A 17,373-nucleotide genomic window follows, 5' to 3' on the forward strand; every position below is an offset into this window, starting at 1 on the left:
CCTTGACTTGTCTAACCCTGGCGTTAGATGCAATGGGTGGGGACTTCGGTCCCTGCGTCACAGTGCCTGCTTCATTGCAGGCACTGGCCTCTAATCCACAGCTAAAACTCTTGCTGGTCGGGGTTCCCGACACCCTCACTCCGTTACTTGTTAATGCCGCTCCTTTGTTGCTGGAGAGGTTGCAGGTCATCCCTGCTGAGCATGTTATTGCCAGCGATGCTAAACTCTCACAAGCTATTCGTGCCAGCCGCGGTACTTCTATGCGTATCGCATTGGAATTAGTCAAAAACGGAGACGCCCAGGCTTGTGTTAGCGCAGGGAACACTGGGGTATTGATGGGGTTGGCGAAGATGATGATCAAGCCACTGGATGGCATAGAACGCCCGGCGTTGATGAGTGTCATCCCAAATCAACAGCGCAGTAAGACAGTGGTATTAGATTTAGGCGCTAACGTTGAATGTGATAGTACAATGTTGGTGCAATTTGCTGTCATGGGATCGGTGATGGCAGAAGAAGTTGTTGGAATTACGAACCCGCGTGTTGCTTTGCTTAATATTGGCGAAGAGGAGACCAAGGGGCTAGATAATATCCGCGAAGCCGCCGCAGTATTAAAAAATACACCGGCAATCAATTATATTGGTTATCTGGAAGGCAATGATTTGCTGACGGGCAAGACTGATGTAATGGTTTGTGACGGCTTCGTGGGTAACGTCACTCTAAAGACCATGGAAGGTGTGATAAGAATGTTCTTGTCACTGCTCAAATCATCGGGCGAAGGCAGTAAGCAATCCTGGTGGCTTAAACTCATTGGGCGCTGGCTGCAAAAACGTGTGGCAAAGCGGTTCGGTCATTTGAACCCCGACCAGTATAATGGTGCATGTCTGTTAGGATTACGGGGCATCGTAATCAAGAGTCACGGTGCGGCGAATCAACGAGCATTCGCAGTCGCCATCGAACAGGCTGTACAGGCGGTGCAGCGGCAAGTCCCTCAACGGATTGCCGCGCGCCTTGAAGCGGTACTACCCAAGAGTGACTGATCGTACATGTATACTAAGATTCTCGGTACGGGGAGTTATCTGCCCGTACAAGTGCGCAGTAATGCTGATTTAGAAAAAATGGTGGATACATCGGACGAGTGGATTGTCACCCGGACAGGTATTCGTGAACGACGTATTGCCGGGCTGGATGAAACCGTGGCGACCATGGGTTTCCATGCGGCAGAAAAAGCCTTGGAAATGGCCGGCATTGATAAAGACGAAATTGGTCTAATCATCGTTGCAACTACCTCGTCAAGCCATGCTTTCCCAAGCTCGGCCTGTCAGGTACAGCAAATGCTGGGCATCAAAGATGCCGCCTCTTTCGATTTGGCTGCGGCCTGTGCAGGTTTTACCTATGCACTCAGTGTTGCTGATCAGTACGTTAAAAGCGGGGCGGTCAAACATGCCATCGTGATCGGTTCAGATGTACTATCTCGCGCGCTGAACCCTGAAGACCGAGGCACAATTATTCTGTTTGGTGATGGCGCAGGCGCTGTCGTGCTGGGCAGATCCGAGCAGCCGGGTATCATTTCGACTCATCTGCATGCAGATGGTCGTTATGGCGAATTGCTCGCACTGCCGTATCAGGATCGCCAACAGCAAGACCAACCCGCCTATGTCACGATGGCCGGGAATGAAGTCTTTAAAGTTGCGGTGACTGAGCTTGCCCACATTGTGGATGAGACATTGCAGGCCAATAATCTGGATCGCTCAGCGCTGGATTGGTTGGTGCCACATCAGGCTAACCTGCGTATTATCAGCGCAACGGCTAAAAAATTAGGCATGGGGATGGATAAAGTGGTGATCACGCTTGATCGTCATGGCAACACCTCGGCGGCATCAGTACCAGCGGCGTTTGACGAAGCAGTACGAGATGGGCGTATTCAACGTGGGCAGTTAGTGCTGCTGGAAGCGTTTGGCGGTGGCTTTACCTGGGGCTCTGCGCTGGTTCGTTTTTGATTCAATAGCGACTCTTTTGATTTAACAGGAATGCAGAATGTCGAAATTTGCTTGTGTTTTTCCAGGTCAGGGCTCTCAATCCCTTGGCATGCTGGCCGATTTGGCCGCACAATTTCCGATAGTTGAAGCAACCTTCAGTGAAGCATCATCGGTACTGGGTTACGACCTGTGGCAGTTGGTGCAACAAGGCCCAGCAGAAGAGCTGAATAAAACGTGGCAAACACAGCCTGCATTGCTGACGGCCTCGGTGGCTATCTGGCGTGTTTGGCAGCATCAAGGTGGTCAATTGCCTGCGATGATGGCCGGCCATAGTCTGGGTGAATATTCAGCTCTGGTTTGTGCCGGGGTACTGGATTTCAAACAGGCGGTGAGTCTGGTTGAACTGCGCGGTAAACTGATGCAAGAAGCCGTACCCGAAGGGACTGGCGCGATGTACGCAATTATTGGGCTGGATAATGAATCCATTGCCAAAGCCTGCGAAGAGTCTGCTCAAGGGCAGGTTGTCTCACCGGTCAACTTTAACTCACCGGGTCAGGTGGTTATTGCGGGTAACAAAGAGGCGGTCGAGCGTGCCGGTGCCGCTTGTAAGGCTGCTGGCGCAAAACGTGCCTTACCTTTGCCGGTCAGCGTGCCATCCCATTGTGCGTTGATGAAACCTGCGGCGGATAAGCTGGCAGCAGCCCTGGAAAATATTGAGTTCCAGGCACCGCTATTCCCTATTGTGAATAACGTAGATGTGAAAACTGAAGTGTCACCAGAAGCTATCCGTAGTGCGTTGGTGCGCCAGTTATATAATCCGGTACGTTGGACAGAAAGTGTTGAATTTATGGCGTCAGAAGGTGTTGAGCTGCTGTTAGAAGTTGGGCCGGGTAAGGTCTTGACTGGCTTAACCAAGCGTATCGTTGATACTTTGGCTGCAGCGCCGGTAAACGATGTTGCCACGCTAACGAGTGCGCTTGAAAACCAAGAAAGAGGATAACATGAGCTTCGAAGGAAAAATTGCGCTGGTAACAGGCGCTAGCCGCGGTATCGGCCGGGCGATTGCAGAGTTATTGGCTGAACGTGGTGCCCGTGTTATTGGTACAGCGACCAGTGAAAAGGGTGCACAAGCGATTAGCGCCTACCTGGGCGATAGTGGCAAAGGTTTAATGCTAAATGTCGTGGACCCAGCATCAATCGAGTCAGTTTTGGCAACGATTCGTGCGGAATTTGGCGAAGTCGACATTTTAGTGAATAATGCAGGTATTACGCGTGATAACCTGCTGATGCGTATGAAGGACGAAGAGTGGCAAGATATTATTGACACCGATCTGACTTCCGTATTCCGTCTGTCAAAAGCGGTAATGCGCGCTATGATGAAAAAGCGGTTTGGGCGTATCATCACCATCGGGTCTGTAGTTGGGACAATGGGCAATGCGGGGCAGGTTAACTACGCGGCAGCTAAAGCGGGTCTGATCGGTTTTAGCAAGTCTTTGGCGCGTGAGGTTGCTTCACGTGGCATTACTGTCAACGTTGTGGCACCTGGCTTTATTGAGACAGACATGACGACGGCGTTGACAGATGATCAACGCGCAGGCATTTTAGCCCAGGTACCAGCTAACCGGCTTGGGCAAGCTAAAGAAATCGCCAGCGCTGTTGCATTTTTAGCCTCTGACGAGGCCAGCTACATCTCTGGTGAAACATTACATGTCAATGGCGGCATGTATATGATTTAAAAATCACGAAAGTATTTGCGTTATTTGGGGTGGAAACCGCAAAATAGCGTAAAATCGTGGTTTGACCAGCCGAGATTTAGTTGCATCTTTTTCAACATTTTATACACTACGAAAACCATCGCGAAAGCGAGTTTTGATAGGAAATTTAAGAGTATGAGCACTATCGAAGAACGCGTTAAGAAAATCATCGTTGAACAACTGGGTGTTAAAGAAGACGAAGTGAAGAACAGTGCTTCTTTCGTTGAAGATCTTGGCGCGGATTCTCTGGACACCGTTGAGCTGGTAATGGCTCTGGAAGAAGAATTTGATACTGAGATTCCAGACGAAGAAGCAGAGAAAATCACTACTGTTCAGGCAGCTATTGATTTTATCAACGCTAATCAGCAGTAAGCGAACATGCTTTTAGTTTAGATAGTTAGGCGGTCATTCGACCGCCTAAGTTTTTTTTGTCCTAAGCGTTATTTTCCCTCCTTGGAGGACAACCGTGTCTAAGCGTCGAGTTGTTGTGACTGGACTGGGCATGTTGTCTCCTGTCGGTAATACAGTCGAATCCACATGGAAAGCTGTTCTTGCCGGGCAGAGTGGCATCAGCCTGATCGACCATTTCGATACTAGTGCCTATGCAACGCGATTTGCTGGCTTAGTAAAAGATTTTAATTGTGAAGATTACATTTCGCGTAAAGATGCACGCAAAATGGATGCTTTCATACAGTACGGTGTCGCCGCTGGTATGCAAGCGATGCAAGACTCCGGACTTGAAGTGACAGAAGCCAATGCACCTCGTATCGGTGCCGCGATTGGCTCGGGTATTGGTGGCTTGGGTCTGATTGAAGAAAACCACGCCTCATTGGTGAATGGTGGGCCACGTAAAATTAGCCCGTTCTTCGTGCCTTCAACCATTGTTAACATGATTGCCGGCCACTTGACCATTATGTATGGTTTGCGTGGGCCAAGCATCTCTATTGCGACTGCATGTACTTCTGGTGTGCACAACATCGGTCACGCGGCACGTATCATTGCTTACAATGATGCTGATGTCATGGTGGCGGGTGGGGCTGAAAAAGCCAGTACGCCATTGGGTGTCGGTGGTTTTGGTGCTGCTCGAGCACTCTCTACTCGCAACGATAACCCACAGGCAGCAAGTCGCCCATGGGATAAAGACCGTGACGGTTTCGTGCTGGGTGATGGCGCAGGCATGATGGTGTTGGAAGAGTACGAACACGCGAAGAGACGTGGTGCGAAAATCTATGCTGAAGTTGTTGGCTTTGGTATGAGCAGCGATGCCTACCATATGACCTCTCCACCGGAAGATGGTTCTGGAGCAGCATTGGCCATGGTGAATGCTTTACGTGATGCGGGTGTGACCCCCTCTCAAATTGGTTATATCAATGCCCACGGCACATCAACTCCTGCTGGCGATAAAGCCGAAACGCAGGCAGTTAAGTCTGTATTTGGTGAAGATGCCCGTAAAGTAATGGTCAGTTCCACCAAATCCATGACTGGGCACTTACTTGGTGCAGCAGGTGCAGTTGAGTCTATCTTCACTGTGCTGGCTCTGCGTGATCAGGCCATACCCGCGACCATCAACCTGGATAACCCTGATGAAGGTTGTGATCTGGATTTTGTTCCCCATGATGCCCGCCAGATAAAAGATATGGAGTACACTCTGTGTAACTCCTTCGGCTTCGGCGGCACCAACGGCTCTTTGGTTTTCCGCAAGGTATAACCTTGGCTGTTAAGCTTCTGCTACTTAAAAGACCCGGTTTTCTGGGTCTTTTATTAGCTAAACCACCCACCCTCATAACATCCCTCAATAATAATTGTCTCAGATCTGAAAACATCCATTGGCTTAAAACTGATACTGTCAGATGACAAACAATCGCATCCCACTTAAAGAGAATCTGAATGTTCTGGATTAATGGCGTAGAGCAAAATTTGATTTCAGCTTCTGACCGTTCGGTGCAGTTTGGTGATGGCTGTTTTACCACTGCAAGGGTCTCTCACGGGCGGGTGGTGTGGCTTGATAAGCACATACTGCGCTTGCAGCTGGCGACTGAGCGCTTATTGATGCCCGCAGTAAATTGGAACGCATTGACCCAAGAAATGGTTGATGCCGGGAACCACACTGAGGAGGGGGTACTGAAGGTGATTATTAGCCGGGGTAGTGGTGGGCGCGGCTACAGTGGCACGGCTTGTCAGCATCCGACGCGAATTATTTCCCTCAGTGATTATCCGGCTCACTACCATAGTTGGCGTGAACGTGGTGTCTCACTGGCACTTAGCCCAGTACCTTTGGCGCGTAACCCCTTGCTGGCTGGCCTGAAGCATCTCAATAGACTGGAGCAAGTACTGATCCGTGCGCATCTTGAGCACACAACAGCTGATGAGGCACTGGTGCTTGACACTGAAGGTATGCTGGTGGAATGCTGTGCGGCTAACATATTTTGGCGTAAAAATGGGGTGATATTTACCCCCGATCTGAGCCAATCCGGTGTTGATGGCATCATGCGTCAACAGATTATGGTCTGCCTTGAGGCTCATGGTCGGCGGGTCGAGATTGTGGCACAACCGCCGGGTGTCCTGGCTGATGCGGATGAAGTGGTTATTTGCAATGCGCTGATGCCGCTACTGCCGGTAAATCGCGCCGATAACTGGGTTTATCATTCGCGACAACTGTTTGATTTCCTGAGCCAACATTGCTGTGATGCATGAGTGACTCAATATAGTTTTCGTGAATGCTTTTAATGTGAAGATGGCCGTCCGATGAAAATAAAAAGCACCAGAGCGATAATCCTGTTGGTGGTGATCTGTTTTGGATTACTGCTGCTGGGTTATCAAAAAGTACAGCGTTTTGCCAACCAGCCATTGGCGATTACGCAAGAGACCATTTTTAAGCTGCCGGCGGGTACCGGGCGGGTGGCATTGGAGAATTTGCTGCAACGTGATCACCTGATTAAAAATACCCGCTTATTTCCTTGGCTACTGCGTATCGAATCTGAACTGGCTAAATTCAAAGCGGGGACTTACCGCTTTACCCCCGGAATGACGGTGCGCGACATGTTGCAACTGCTGGTCAGTGGCAAAGAGGCACAATTTACCGTGCGCTTTGTTGAAGGCAAACGGCTGCGTGACTGGATGGATGAGCTGCAACAGTCAAAATATGTGAAGCATCTGCTGGAGGGAAAGAGTGACGCAGAAATCGCTAAATTGCTAGGGCTGAAAGAGAGTGAGCACCCCGAAGGCTGGCTCTACCCTGATACCTACTCCTACACTGCTGGCACCACGGATCTCGCATTACTTAAACGCGCCCATATGAAGATGGTGAAAACGGTTGATGAAATCTGGCAAGGGCGCGATAAATCATTACCTTATAAGACGCCGGGTGAACTGGTCACGATGGCGTCTATCATCGAAAAAGAGACTGCGGTAAATGAAGAGCGGACCAGAGTGGCATCGGTATTTATCAACCGCCTGCGCATAGGTATGCGGCTGCAAACCGACCCGACGGTCATTTATGGCATGGGGGATAACTATAATGGCAACATTAGTCGTAAAGACTTAGAAACCCCGACGCCTTATAATACCTACGTTATTTCCGGTCTGCCGCCGACCCCGATTGCGATGCCGGGGCTGGCATCCTTGACTGCTGCTGCGCATCCAGCCAAAACGCCTTACCTCTATTTTGTCGCGGATGGTCAGGGCGGGCATACATTTACCACCAATTTAGCCAGTCATAACCAAGCGGTGCGGGTTTATCGCCAATCGCTAAAGGATAAAAATGAACAGTAAATTTATCGTTATTGAAGGGCTTGAAGGGGCAGGGAAAACCACCGCCAAAGAGATCGTAGTTGCCACGCTGCGTGCTCAGGGGATTAACGATATTGTCTTTACCCGCGAGCCGGGAGGGACGCCGCTGGCAGAGAAGCTGCGTGATTTGATTAAGCAAGGCATTGATGGCGAAGTTCTGACAGATAAAGCAGAAGTGTTGATGCTGTATGCCGCGCGCGTGCAATTGGTTGAAAACGTGATCAAACCTGCGCTAGCCCGGGGCAGTTGGGTGGTGGGTGATCGCCATGATTTGTCGTCGCAGGCTTATCAGGGCGGAGGGCGGGGGATTGATAGCCAGCTCATGACTTCCTTGCGTGACACGGTTCTGGGTGATTTTCGCCCTGATCTGACGCTATACCTGGATTTACCGCCGGCAGTCGGTCTGGCCCGCGCCCGTGCTCGTGGCGAGTTGGATCGCATTGAACAAGAGTCACTGGCCTTTTTTGAGCGCACCCGTGCGCGCTATCTTGCCTTGGCTGCCGCTGACTCAAGAATCAAAACCATTGATGCTTCACAGCCGCTAGAACAGGTGAGCGCATCTATCAGCCAGGTACTGAGCCAATGGCTGGCTGGCCAGGAAACCTTGTAATGAAATGGTATCCTTGGCTAACGGGGCCTTATCGTCAGTTGATAGGGCAGCACATCGCCGGGCGTGGGCACCATGCACTATTGTTGCACGCGTTGCCCGGTAATGGCGAAGAGGCACTGATTTATGGCCTTAGCCGCTGGTTGATGTGCCAGCAACGCCAGGGTGAGAAAAGCTGCGGTGAATGCCACAGCTGCCGTTTGATGTTGGCGGGTAATCACCCTGACTGGTATGTGCTGGCACCGGAAAAAGGTAAAAGTAGCATTGGGGTTGAACTGGTGCGCCAGCAGATAGAGAAACTTTACTCTCATGCGCAGCAAGGTGGGGCCAAAGTGGTTTGGTTACCTCACGCCGAACAGCTGACAGATGCCGCTGCCAATGCCTTGCTGAAAACACTGGAAGAGCCGCCAGAGAAAACTTATTTTCTACTCGATTGCCACCAACCGGCAAACTTGTTAGCCACCTTACGTAGCCGCTGTTTTTACTGGTATCTGGCGTGTCCTGAGATGGCACTCAGCCTGCAATGGCTGCAACGCCAGATTCAAGCTGAACCTGTTGCGGCACTGGCGGCGCTTAAATTAAGCGAAGGTGCACCGCTGGCGGCAGAGCGTCTGTTGCAACCGGAGCGCTGGGCTGCCCGAACCACCCTATGTGACGCGCTCAGTAGCGCACTAAGTCATTCGGATCTACTGTCGCTACTACCGCAATTGAATCATGACGATGCGGCTGAGCGCTTACAGTGGCTCTCTTCGTTGCTACTGGATGCTTTGAAGTGGCAGCAGGGTGCGGGTGAGTTTGCTGTGAATCGGGATCAATTACCCCTGGTGCAACAGCTGGCACAGGCCGCTACCACGCAGATATTACTGCAATCGGCTAAGCAGCTAGCTCATTGCCGTCATCAATTATTAACTGTGGTCGGTGTCAACCGTGAATTGTTACTCACCGATCAACTGCTCAACTGGGAAACTGCACTCGCCAGTGGCAGCTATTCCACCTTATCTTCGTTGTAAATAGGTTTAATATTATGTTGTTAGTCGATTCACACTGCCATCTTGATAGCCTTGATTACCAGACGTTGCACAGCAGCGTTGATGATGTATTAGCCAAAGCGAATGCGCGGGATGTGGGCTTTGTGCTGGCGGTTGCCACCACTTTACCAGGTTTTTCAGCCATGACAGCACTGATTGGCGAACGCAAAGATGTGGCATTCTCATGTGGTGTTCATCCGCTTAATCTTGACGGTGGCTATGATTTTCAGCAGTTGAGAGTGCTGGCGGCGGCAGACAATGTGGTCGCCATGGGTGAGACGGGGCTGGATTACTTTTATCAGCAAGATAATATCCCACTGCAACAAGCCTCCTTTCGCGAGCATATTCGTATCGGCCGTGAATTGAACAAACCGGTTATCGTGCATACCCGTGATGCGCGCGAAGATACCCTCGCCATTTTACGTGAAGAGCAAGCTCAAGAGTGTGGTGGCGTTTTACACTGCTTTACAGAAGACAAAGCGACCGCCGCCACTCTGCTGGACTTGGGTTTTTATATCTCCTTCTCGGGGATCCTCACCTTTCGCAATGCAGAACAGTTGCGTGACGTTGCCCGCTATGTGCCGCTGGATAGGTTACTGGTAGAGACGGATTCACCTTATCTGGCACCGGTTCCTCATCGTGGCAAAGAGAATCAACCCGCCTATGTCCGTGATGTCGCAGAATATATGGCGGTATTGAAAGGCGTGAGTATTGAATCTCTGGCCGAAGCCACCACAGACAACTTCTGTCGACTGTTTCATCTGGATCCATCGCGACTCGCCAGGGAAAAGCGCTAACTTCCTTAACAATACTTTTTTTTAAGCTCGTAATTAATCGCCGAAACGAGTAATGTTCTCACCCGATTTATTGGGTGAGGGCAGCTCTTATTGACGTTTTTTTACAAAAAACGTGCGGTTTGAAGCAAAATCAGCGCTTTCTTGAAAGAAACGTGACTGCCATCAAACATTAAGCAGGCTATTTATTTTACTCTTCGTAAAAATTAAAGGGGTGCTTTAGACACCCTTATTCGCAAAGGCTTACTCCCCCCTTTGTAACGCCAATAAACGCGAGAAAAAGCAGAAAAAAGCACTATTACTCAGGAGCTCACTCACTATGTTTAAGAACGCATTTGCAAACCTGCAAAAGGTAGGTAAATCGCTAATGCTACCGGTATCCGTCTTACCCATCGCAGGTATTCTGCTGGGTGTCGGTTCCGCGAATTTTAGCTGGCTACCAACGGTAGTCTCTCACGTAATGGCAGAAGCGGGCGGTTCCGTTTTTGCTAACATGGCATTAATCTTTGCTATTGGCGTTGCACTTGGCTTTACCAATAACGACGGTGTATCCGCGTTGGCGGCAGTTGTTGCTTACGGCATCATGGTGAAAACCATGGCTGTGGTAGCACCACTGGTCTTGCATCTGCCAGCAGAAGAGATTGCTGCTAAGCATTTAGCCGATACCGGGGTATTGGGTGGGATCATTGCAGGTGCAATAGCCGCCTACATGTTTAACCGCTTCTACCGTATTCAGTTACCTGAATATCTGGGCTTCTTTGCGGGTAAACGTTTCGTTCCGATTATCTCTGGTTTCACCGCGATCTTCGTGGGTGTGATTTTGTCTTTCGTATGGCCGCCAATCGGTACGGCTATCCAGACATTCTCCCAGTGGGCTGCTTATCAGAACTCCGTCGTCGCCTTTGGTATCTACGGCGTGGTTGAACGTGCGTTAGTACCATTCGGTCTGCACCATATCTGGAACGTACCATTCCAAATGCAAATTGGTGAATACACCAATGCTGCGGGTCAGGTATTCCACGGTGACATTCCACGTTATATGGCGGGTGACCCAACTGCGGGCAAACTCTCTGGTGGTTTCCTGTTCAAAATGTACGGCTTGCCAGCGGCAGCGATTGCGATTTGGCACTCAGCTAAACCGGAAAATCGGGCAAAAGTGGGCGGGATCATGATCTCCGCAGCACTAACCTCATTCCTGACCGGTATCACCGAGCCAATTGAATTCTCCTTCATGTTCGTGGCGCCAATTTTGTATGTTATCCATGCAATTCTGGCCGGTCTGGCGTTCCCAATCTGTATCCTGCTTGGGATGCGTGACGGTACCAGCTTCTCCCACGGCTTGATCGACTTCATCGTACTGAGTGGCAACAGCAGCCGTATTTGGCTGTTCCCTCTGGTGGGGATCTGCTACGGTCTGGTGTACTACACCATCTTCCGTGTGCTGATTGCTAAGCTGGATCTGAAAACACCAGGCCGTGAAGACTCTTCTACTGAACAAACGACACAGAGCGGCACAGAAATGTCAGCGGCACTGGTTAACGCGTTTGGCGGTAAAGAAAACATCACTAACCTGGATGCATGTATCACCCGTCTGCGTGTCAGCGTGGCGGATATATCCAAGGTTGACCAGGCTGGTCTGAAGAAACTGGGTGCTGCGGGCGTTGTGGTCGCAGGTTCTGGTGTTCAGGCTATCTTCGGGACTAAATCTGATAACCTGAAAACAGATATGGACGAGTACATCCGTAACCATTAATTCAGGCTAGGGGAGTGCAAAAGGGGGGCTTATGCCTCCCTTTTTTTATGTTTTACGCGCGTTCTAAAACGGTTTTATAAGCAATTGCTGACCAGGGAAATCAATTACCATGGCGAATTGGTGAAGGAAGTTATTACCGATTACTCCATCGGCATCCATCTGCTTGAATGATCCGTCTAATAATACTGCATTCAATTTTATCCCCTCGGCACCCATTTCGTTAAGCTGAAACGCCGAAGCTACACAGCCCTCAATGTCTCCTTCAATGCGTACTTCTGCCAGCACGGTGCGGCAGGGAATATCAGTCACAGGGCGACTAAGCCGCTCTTTCCAAAAAACCGAGAAGGTGGCTCCGGTATCCAACACCATGTTGTACTGTTTTTTATCTTGCGAGACTTTAATTTCAATCCCTTCTTGAGTGAGTCGCAGCGGTAATGAGAGCCAACCATCAGCTATATTGATGCCCAACTCTTGAGTATTATCAGCAACCGAGATGCGCTGGTTTTTGTAATCTAACATCACTGACTTTTCTTTAAATAAGCCCAAGCCAATGACCATTGAGTCGGGGAGGCTGCTGTCGGGGGTGAGAGTCAGTCCCCAAGGGGTAAATGAAACCCCTTTGACATCCTTAAACGTCATGCCATTAATTGAGACCTGGGGGATGTGAAACTTATCATTAAAAGAGACGTTGCCAGCCAGATCGATAGCGCGATGCTTTTCTGAATCAATGACTAATTCGGGGAGTTGAGCCATAACCTCTTCCGTTAAATGCAGGCCAGTGTTGGAGCCTGTATCAATTGAAAATGTCTGGCGCATGCCGTTGATGTCAATTTTGACCAAGGGGTTCGAGGTTTTATCCCACTCAAAGGGTATATGCATGACCTTCTCTGCTGCTGTGGCATTGAGGGCAGCCAGTGAGAGGAGAGAAGCTAAGAGAATCATTGTGATAGCTATAATATGCTTATTCAGTAACATGATGTTTTTTTTCAGTAAAAAGTGCATGAGGAGTTTCCTTTTCCTTTTCAGAGTTGGTGCTGAGGTCAAATACCCGGTCCGCCATCGCTATCATTGACGGACGGTGGGCAACAAAAATTCGGGTGATTTTTAACGCGCGTATCGAATCATTAATTCGGGCTTCATTATCGATATCCAGATCACTGGTCGCTTCATCGAGAAATAGTATTCGTGGGCGTTTGTACAAGGCGCGGGCCAGAGAGATACGCTGCCGCTGCCCACCGGACAACGCGCTGCCCATATCGCCGACCATTGTTTCATATTTCATTGGCATGGCTTCAATCTCAGAATGAATTGAAGCCAGACGAGCACACTCAAACACCCATTCGCTATCTGGATGAATATCAAATGAGCTGATGTTATCCAGCAAAGACCCCGCAAAGAGTCGGTCTTCTTGTAAGACGTAGGCGATATGTTTACGGTAGGCCTCGAGGCCCAATCGCCGCACATCTATGCCATCCAATAGTATGGTGCCGCTCTCTTGCGGGGCTACCCCCCCCATGGTTTTAAGCAGTGTTGATTTACCACAACCCGATGGCCCGACGATGGCGATACTTTCACCCGCCTTGATAGACAGAAAAACATTCTCAAATACCGCAGGTTCGCCGTCGCCATAACGGTAGCTCAGTTCTTTCACCTCGATGCTGCCAGCAAGGGCATTGGGCATCACTAAATCCATCTCACCTTCATCAGGTTCAGGTGGGGTAAGTGCCACTTCAGAGAGGCGCTCACTGTGCATATCAATCAAACGGAGTTTGATTATTGAGTCAACCACACTAATGGTTCGAGTGATGTACATATCCGAATAAATTAAGAATGCGAATAACATGCCGGTGGTCATGGTGCCAGCATCAATCAGCTTCGCGCCCAACCACAGTACCATCGCGGAAGATAGCCCGATTAACAGCAGCCCTACCGTTTGTGTCGCCAGATCTATTTTAAAAAGGTAGATTTTTGCATTGGCTTCATCAATAACCAGATTGAGCCAATCGGATCGCCGACGTTCCGCTAAATTAAAAATTTTAACGCCATTGATACCGCGTACTGTTTCAAGGAAGTGCGAATGTTGTTTCGCTTCGTGCGCAATAGCTTCAAGGTTGGCAGAACGGTAGGCGCGAAAAAGACAGAATTTTATGGCGGCATAGATGCAGGATATGAACACAACCGCTGCCGCAAGGTAGCCATTGTAGACCCACATTAAAAAGAGCAGGCCAATCACCACCACAATATCCAGCAATGACGCGACCATCTCCGCTGTAAAAGCATCTTGCACTACCGAGAGCGAGTTAAAGCGCGACGTCACATCACCGATATGACGTTTTTCGAAATAGGAAACAGGTAGTCGAAGCAAATGGCTAAAAAGCCCTGAGCTCCATTGGAGACCCAATGAGTACTTAACAGACATCAACGTCCAGGAACGAACCAAACTGAGTAACGCTCTGAAGATTAATAGGGCAACAATCCCCCAAACGATGAGCGCGACCAGATTGATATCGCCAGATCGTAAGGCCATATCGACAGTGAATTGAATCGCCATCGGCACTGCCATGGTCAGAAGTTCAATGCCAAATGAGAGGGCTAATACATGCGCTAATGCCCGCGACAATCCAGACACGTTTTTGAACATGTCCAGCAGCCGAATGACCTGTTTTTCAGTACGCCGCTGAAAGTGTTGATTCGGCCAAATCTCAAGGGCGATGCCGGTAAAGTGTTGAGATAACTCCGTAATAGAGATTCGTCTCTCGCCTTTTGCCGGATCATGAATGATGGCTCCGTGGCGAGAAAATTTCTTTAGCACCACAAAATGGTTAAACGACCAATGCAAAATACAGGGGGTTTTTAGCTGACCGACGGCGTCTAAATCAGCACGCACCGGGCGTGACCCCAATGATAGCCGATCAGCCAGTACGATGAGATCCCGTAGCGACATGCCCTTTAGCGACACTTGATAGTGTTTGCGCAGTGCCTGGAGATCGATGTTAAGGCCATAATAGCCCGCAACCATCGCCATACAGGCCAGCCCGCACTCCGTGGCTTCTGTTTGCATCACCACCGGCAGGCGTTGGCGCAGCGCTTCAAAGTAGCCCTTCATTGTGCTGGCGATCATACGGCATCTCCCGCTTCACTTCTCGTCGTGCTGAGAGTGCTTTTGAGGGGGGAGAGTAGCCATTGGTAAAGAGGACGTTTTCTGATGAAAATATCTGTTTCAACACCAATCCCCGGCCGCAGCGGGTAGGTTTCTCCTGCTAAAAATACCGTATCACTCTTGGGGCTGATGCGTATTTGGAAATACCTTAATGGAGATGGAGAGTGATGAGTCTGCACCCCATTTGCGGCTAAAGCCCTTTCGGTGGCGGCGCTGGAAATTGCGGTGGTAGAGATTGAAGTAACAATACCGTCGTATTGCCCGAACCATTGGTATGGGTAGGCATCGAAGCGCAATCTTACAGTCTGGCCTTCACGTAACTCGCCAATGGTGTCGGTGGCAGCAAAAATTTCCACCTCAGCTCGTCCTGATGTCGGCACCACACTGGCTAACTCTTGTGTTGCCCGAATATTGTTGCCAGTCAAGCCGATAATGCCAGTTAATACGCCATCGATCGGCGCGGTGATATACAACTCCCGCCGCTCTTCCGTAGAAACTAAATCTTGATCCAACTGGGCAGTTTGTCGATGCAGCCCCTCCAAGGTAGCTGCAAGTTCGCTATGGATTGCGGCTAGCCGTGCTTGTATGCTGACGGCTTCCCCGTGTAATTTGACCTTTTCCCGCTGAAGGGTTTTGAGTTGAACTGCGGCGCTATAATATTCAGAGAGGCGCGCCATATGCTCTGTCTCAAGGGCGATCCCCTGACGAACTAACTTTTTAAAGTGCTCTGCTTTGGCCAATAACCATGAAGTTTGCTGTGCGGATTTGGTAATCAAATCGCCCATTTTTTGCTGCTCGGTCTCTTTGTTTATAAGCAGTTGACGAAGAAAGTTTTGCTCGGTGTCTGCCGCCGCAGATTTCAGCGTGATCTCCCGCTCAATAGTGGCTTTTTGCGACTTTAGCGCGGCACTCATTTCATGACTCGTTGCGCCATACTCGGTTTGCGTCTCCCGGTTAACAATAAAAATCACGTCACCGGCACGAACCGCTTTTCCTTCTTCAGCAAAGCTATGGACAATAACGCCATCGTGGGTGGCGGTGATCCGCGCCACCGCAGGTTGGTGAACCACGGTGCCCGTAAGGCGCGCTCTCTGAGTGTAAGTCCCTACCACCATGAAGGTTACCAGGCTAACAATAAGCACCAGCGCTATTATTGCCCAAATAGAGGCTCCCATCGGTGTCATCACTTGCGGGCTGCCTAACCAATAGTGAGATCGATGCGCTATCGCCTCTTGTCTGAAAATAGGATGTATAATGACCAATTTATAGGCGCTCCTTCACCGTTTAGCCAAAATCTGTTGGCGACAAAAATCTATTGGCTAATTGCTGCCATAATGCGCTCTTCTTTGATGCCCATATTGAGCAAGTGAGCAGATGCACGGCTAAGAAAACTTCTCATGGAGTAGCAATAAGTGGACTTGCGATTGAAGCGATCTTCAGGGGAAAAACGATTGACTATGCGCCCCCCAGCACAAATATTTTCCCAAATGCAACCTGTGCACTCAGTGGGTAAGGATTGCCCGATTAATGAGTATTCCCTGAACTGTTGGCTGTCGAATACATCTAACAGGCTAATCTCAGACATATGACCAATGGGATTAAACATACTGTCTGATGTTGACCGTAAGGTATCATCTACACGGACAAGACCGTCGGAACTTACAGTCAGGGCATATATACCCGTGACATTGGGATTATGGCCCAAAACACCTGAATTCATCTGGCCAAGAAGACTAGCAATGTGGGTTTGAAAGAGGCGTACAAAAACCTTGGGATTATCATCCTTCACCCACTCATCCAACGCTTCATTGAGAAAACGGCCCATACCAATAGCATCAACGTGGGTATCTTTGTAACAGTCGTCGGGTATCAGAAAATCAAAACTATAAACCCCTAACTCATCAACAAAATGTCGGTAGATTTCAGCGCCGTCTACACTAGCATCCGCAACACACAAAATGCCGGGTTCGGATGGAATTCGACCTTGCTGATAAGCTTTTTGCAGCATACGCAGACCACGCACTGTGCCTTCATAGGTACTACGCCCTTTGGTGTCTAGTCGGTGTCTATCATTAATATGCTTGGGGCCGTCAATAGAGACACTGGCATTCACTGAGTATTTTTCAAATAACGAGATCCACTCATCATCAACAAGCGTGCCATTCGTTTGTAATGCAAGATTGATATTCGAGCCGCCGTAGTCAGCTGTCACGAGTTGATCACACATTCTGGCAAAATTCTCTTTTTTCATTAGTAGCGGTTCCCCGCCATGGAAATCAATTTGTAGGGTGGCAATATCATATTCCAGACAGGCTCGCTGTAAAAAATAGACTAATTGATTGATATTTTCACTGGATATTCTGGCTGGGCTATTGTCAGAGATTGAGTTTCCTTTATTGAATACGTAGCAATAGTCACAATTGATATTACAGCGTTCACTTATTTTCAATATAACTTCAAGGTGTTGAATGTTTTTTTTACTTGATATATTAACCATGAGGCTACACTCCTT

General features: G+C 49.4%; 16 protein-coding genes. 12 read left to right on the forward strand and 4 right to left on the reverse strand.

The features are described from left to right. The first annotated feature begins 2 nt into the window (after window positions 1-2). The 12 genes from plsX (at window position 3) to ptsG (ending at window position 11,701) form a co-directional block, all read left to right on the forward strand. Entirely contained in the window at window positions 3-1,037 is a 1,035-nt protein-coding gene (plsX, locus tag AACW11_RS02050; RefSeq protein ID WP_212585748.1) for a phosphate acyltransferase PlsX, read from the forward strand. Between the two features lie 6 nt (window positions 1,038-1,043). Beyond that, complete coding sequence (locus AACW11_RS02055) at window positions 1,044-1,997, forward strand: beta-ketoacyl-ACP synthase III (protein WP_212585749.1); 954 nt, start codon at window positions 1,044-1,046, stop codon at window positions 1,995-1,997. Between the two features lie 37 nt (window positions 1,998-2,034). Next, the gene (gene fabD / locus AACW11_RS02060; RefSeq protein WP_212585750.1) at window positions 2,035-2,976 is read left to right on the forward strand and encodes an ACP S-malonyltransferase; all 942 of its coding nucleotides are present in this window, start codon (window positions 2,035-2,037) and stop codon (window positions 2,974-2,976) included. Between the two features lies 1 nt (window position 2,977). Continuing rightward, window positions 2,978-3,712, forward strand: coding sequence for a 3-oxoacyl-ACP reductase FabG (fabG, locus tag AACW11_RS02065; protein WP_005273041.1), 735 nt, complete (start codon window positions 2,978-2,980; stop codon window positions 3,710-3,712). A 153-nt stretch (window positions 3,713-3,865) separates the two neighbouring features. Beyond that, window positions 3,866-4,102 carry an acyl carrier protein gene (gene acpP / locus AACW11_RS02070; protein WP_002220787.1) on the forward strand — a complete coding sequence of 79 codons (237 nt, stop codon included), beginning with the start codon at window positions 3,866-3,868 and terminating at the stop codon, window positions 4,100-4,102. A 94-nt stretch (window positions 4,103-4,196) separates the two neighbouring features. Then, the gene (fabF, locus tag AACW11_RS02075) at window positions 4,197-5,438 is read left to right on the forward strand and encodes a beta-ketoacyl-ACP synthase II (protein ID WP_212585751.1); all 1,242 of its coding nucleotides are present in this window, start codon (window positions 4,197-4,199) and stop codon (window positions 5,436-5,438) included. A 179-nt stretch (window positions 5,439-5,617) separates the two neighbouring features. Then, window positions 5,618-6,424, forward strand: coding sequence for an aminodeoxychorismate lyase (gene pabC / locus AACW11_RS02080; protein ID WP_212585752.1), 807 nt, complete (start codon window positions 5,618-5,620; stop codon window positions 6,422-6,424). A 51-nt stretch (window positions 6,425-6,475) separates the two neighbouring features. After that, window positions 6,476-7,501 carry an endolytic transglycosylase MltG gene (gene mltG, locus AACW11_RS02085; RefSeq protein WP_212585753.1) on the forward strand — a complete coding sequence of 342 codons (1,026 nt, stop codon included), beginning with the start codon at window positions 6,476-6,478 and terminating at the stop codon, window positions 7,499-7,501. After that, window positions 7,491-8,129 (forward strand): dTMP kinase, encoded by a 639-nt coding sequence (tmk, locus tag AACW11_RS02090; protein WP_212585754.1) that lies wholly within the window; start codon window positions 7,491-7,493, stop codon window positions 8,127-8,129. The genes mltG and tmk overlap by 11 nt, the downstream gene beginning before the upstream one ends. Next, window positions 8,129-9,136 (forward strand): DNA polymerase III subunit delta', encoded by a 1,008-nt coding sequence (gene holB, locus AACW11_RS02095; RefSeq protein ID WP_212585755.1) that lies wholly within the window; start codon window positions 8,129-8,131, stop codon window positions 9,134-9,136. Before tmk ends, holB begins: the two co-directional genes overlap by 1 nt. Window positions 9,137-9,150: 14 nt before the next feature. Next, complete coding sequence (locus tag AACW11_RS02100; RefSeq protein WP_212585756.1) at window positions 9,151-9,951, forward strand: metal-dependent hydrolase; 801 nt, start codon at window positions 9,151-9,153, stop codon at window positions 9,949-9,951. 316 nt (window positions 9,952-10,267) lie between these two features. Further along, the gene (ptsG, locus tag AACW11_RS02105; protein ID WP_005273056.1) at window positions 10,268-11,701 is read left to right on the forward strand and encodes a PTS glucose transporter subunit IIBC; all 1,434 of its coding nucleotides are present in this window, start codon (window positions 10,268-10,270) and stop codon (window positions 11,699-11,701) included. Window positions 11,702-11,764: 63 nt separating this feature from the next. Here ptsG and AACW11_RS02110 read toward each other — a convergent pair whose 3' ends face one another. The 4 genes from AACW11_RS02110 to xyeB are packed head-to-tail and all read right to left on the reverse strand — an operon-like array spanning window position 11,765 to window position 17,358. Next, window positions 11,765-12,703, reverse strand: a complete 939-nt coding sequence (locus AACW11_RS02110; protein WP_445285794.1) for an aspartyl protease family protein — start codon at window positions 12,701-12,703, stop codon at window positions 11,765-11,767. Beyond that, window positions 12,663-14,819 (reverse strand): peptidase domain-containing ABC transporter, encoded by a 2,157-nt coding sequence (locus AACW11_RS02115; protein WP_445285795.1) that lies wholly within the window; start codon window positions 14,817-14,819, stop codon window positions 12,663-12,665. Before AACW11_RS02115 ends, AACW11_RS02110 begins: the two co-directional genes overlap by 41 nt. Next, window positions 14,819-16,123: an HlyD family secretion protein gene (locus AACW11_RS02120; protein ID WP_212585758.1), complete on the reverse strand. Its 1,305-nt coding sequence runs from the start codon at window positions 16,121-16,123 to the stop codon at window positions 14,819-14,821. Before AACW11_RS02120 ends, AACW11_RS02115 begins: the two co-directional genes overlap by 1 nt. Before the next feature lie 50 nt (window positions 16,124-16,173). Then, window positions 16,174-17,358: a cyclophane-forming radical SAM/SPASM peptide maturase XyeB gene (gene xyeB, locus AACW11_RS02125; protein WP_212585759.1), complete on the reverse strand. Its 1,185-nt coding sequence runs from the start codon at window positions 17,356-17,358 to the stop codon at window positions 16,174-16,176. Between the last annotated feature and the right edge of the window lie 15 nt (window positions 17,359-17,373).

This window comes from Yersinia sp. Marseille-Q3913 (assembly GCF_963892745.1).
Classification (GTDB): domain Bacteria; phylum Pseudomonadota; class Gammaproteobacteria; order Enterobacterales; family Enterobacteriaceae; genus Yersinia; species Yersinia bercovieri.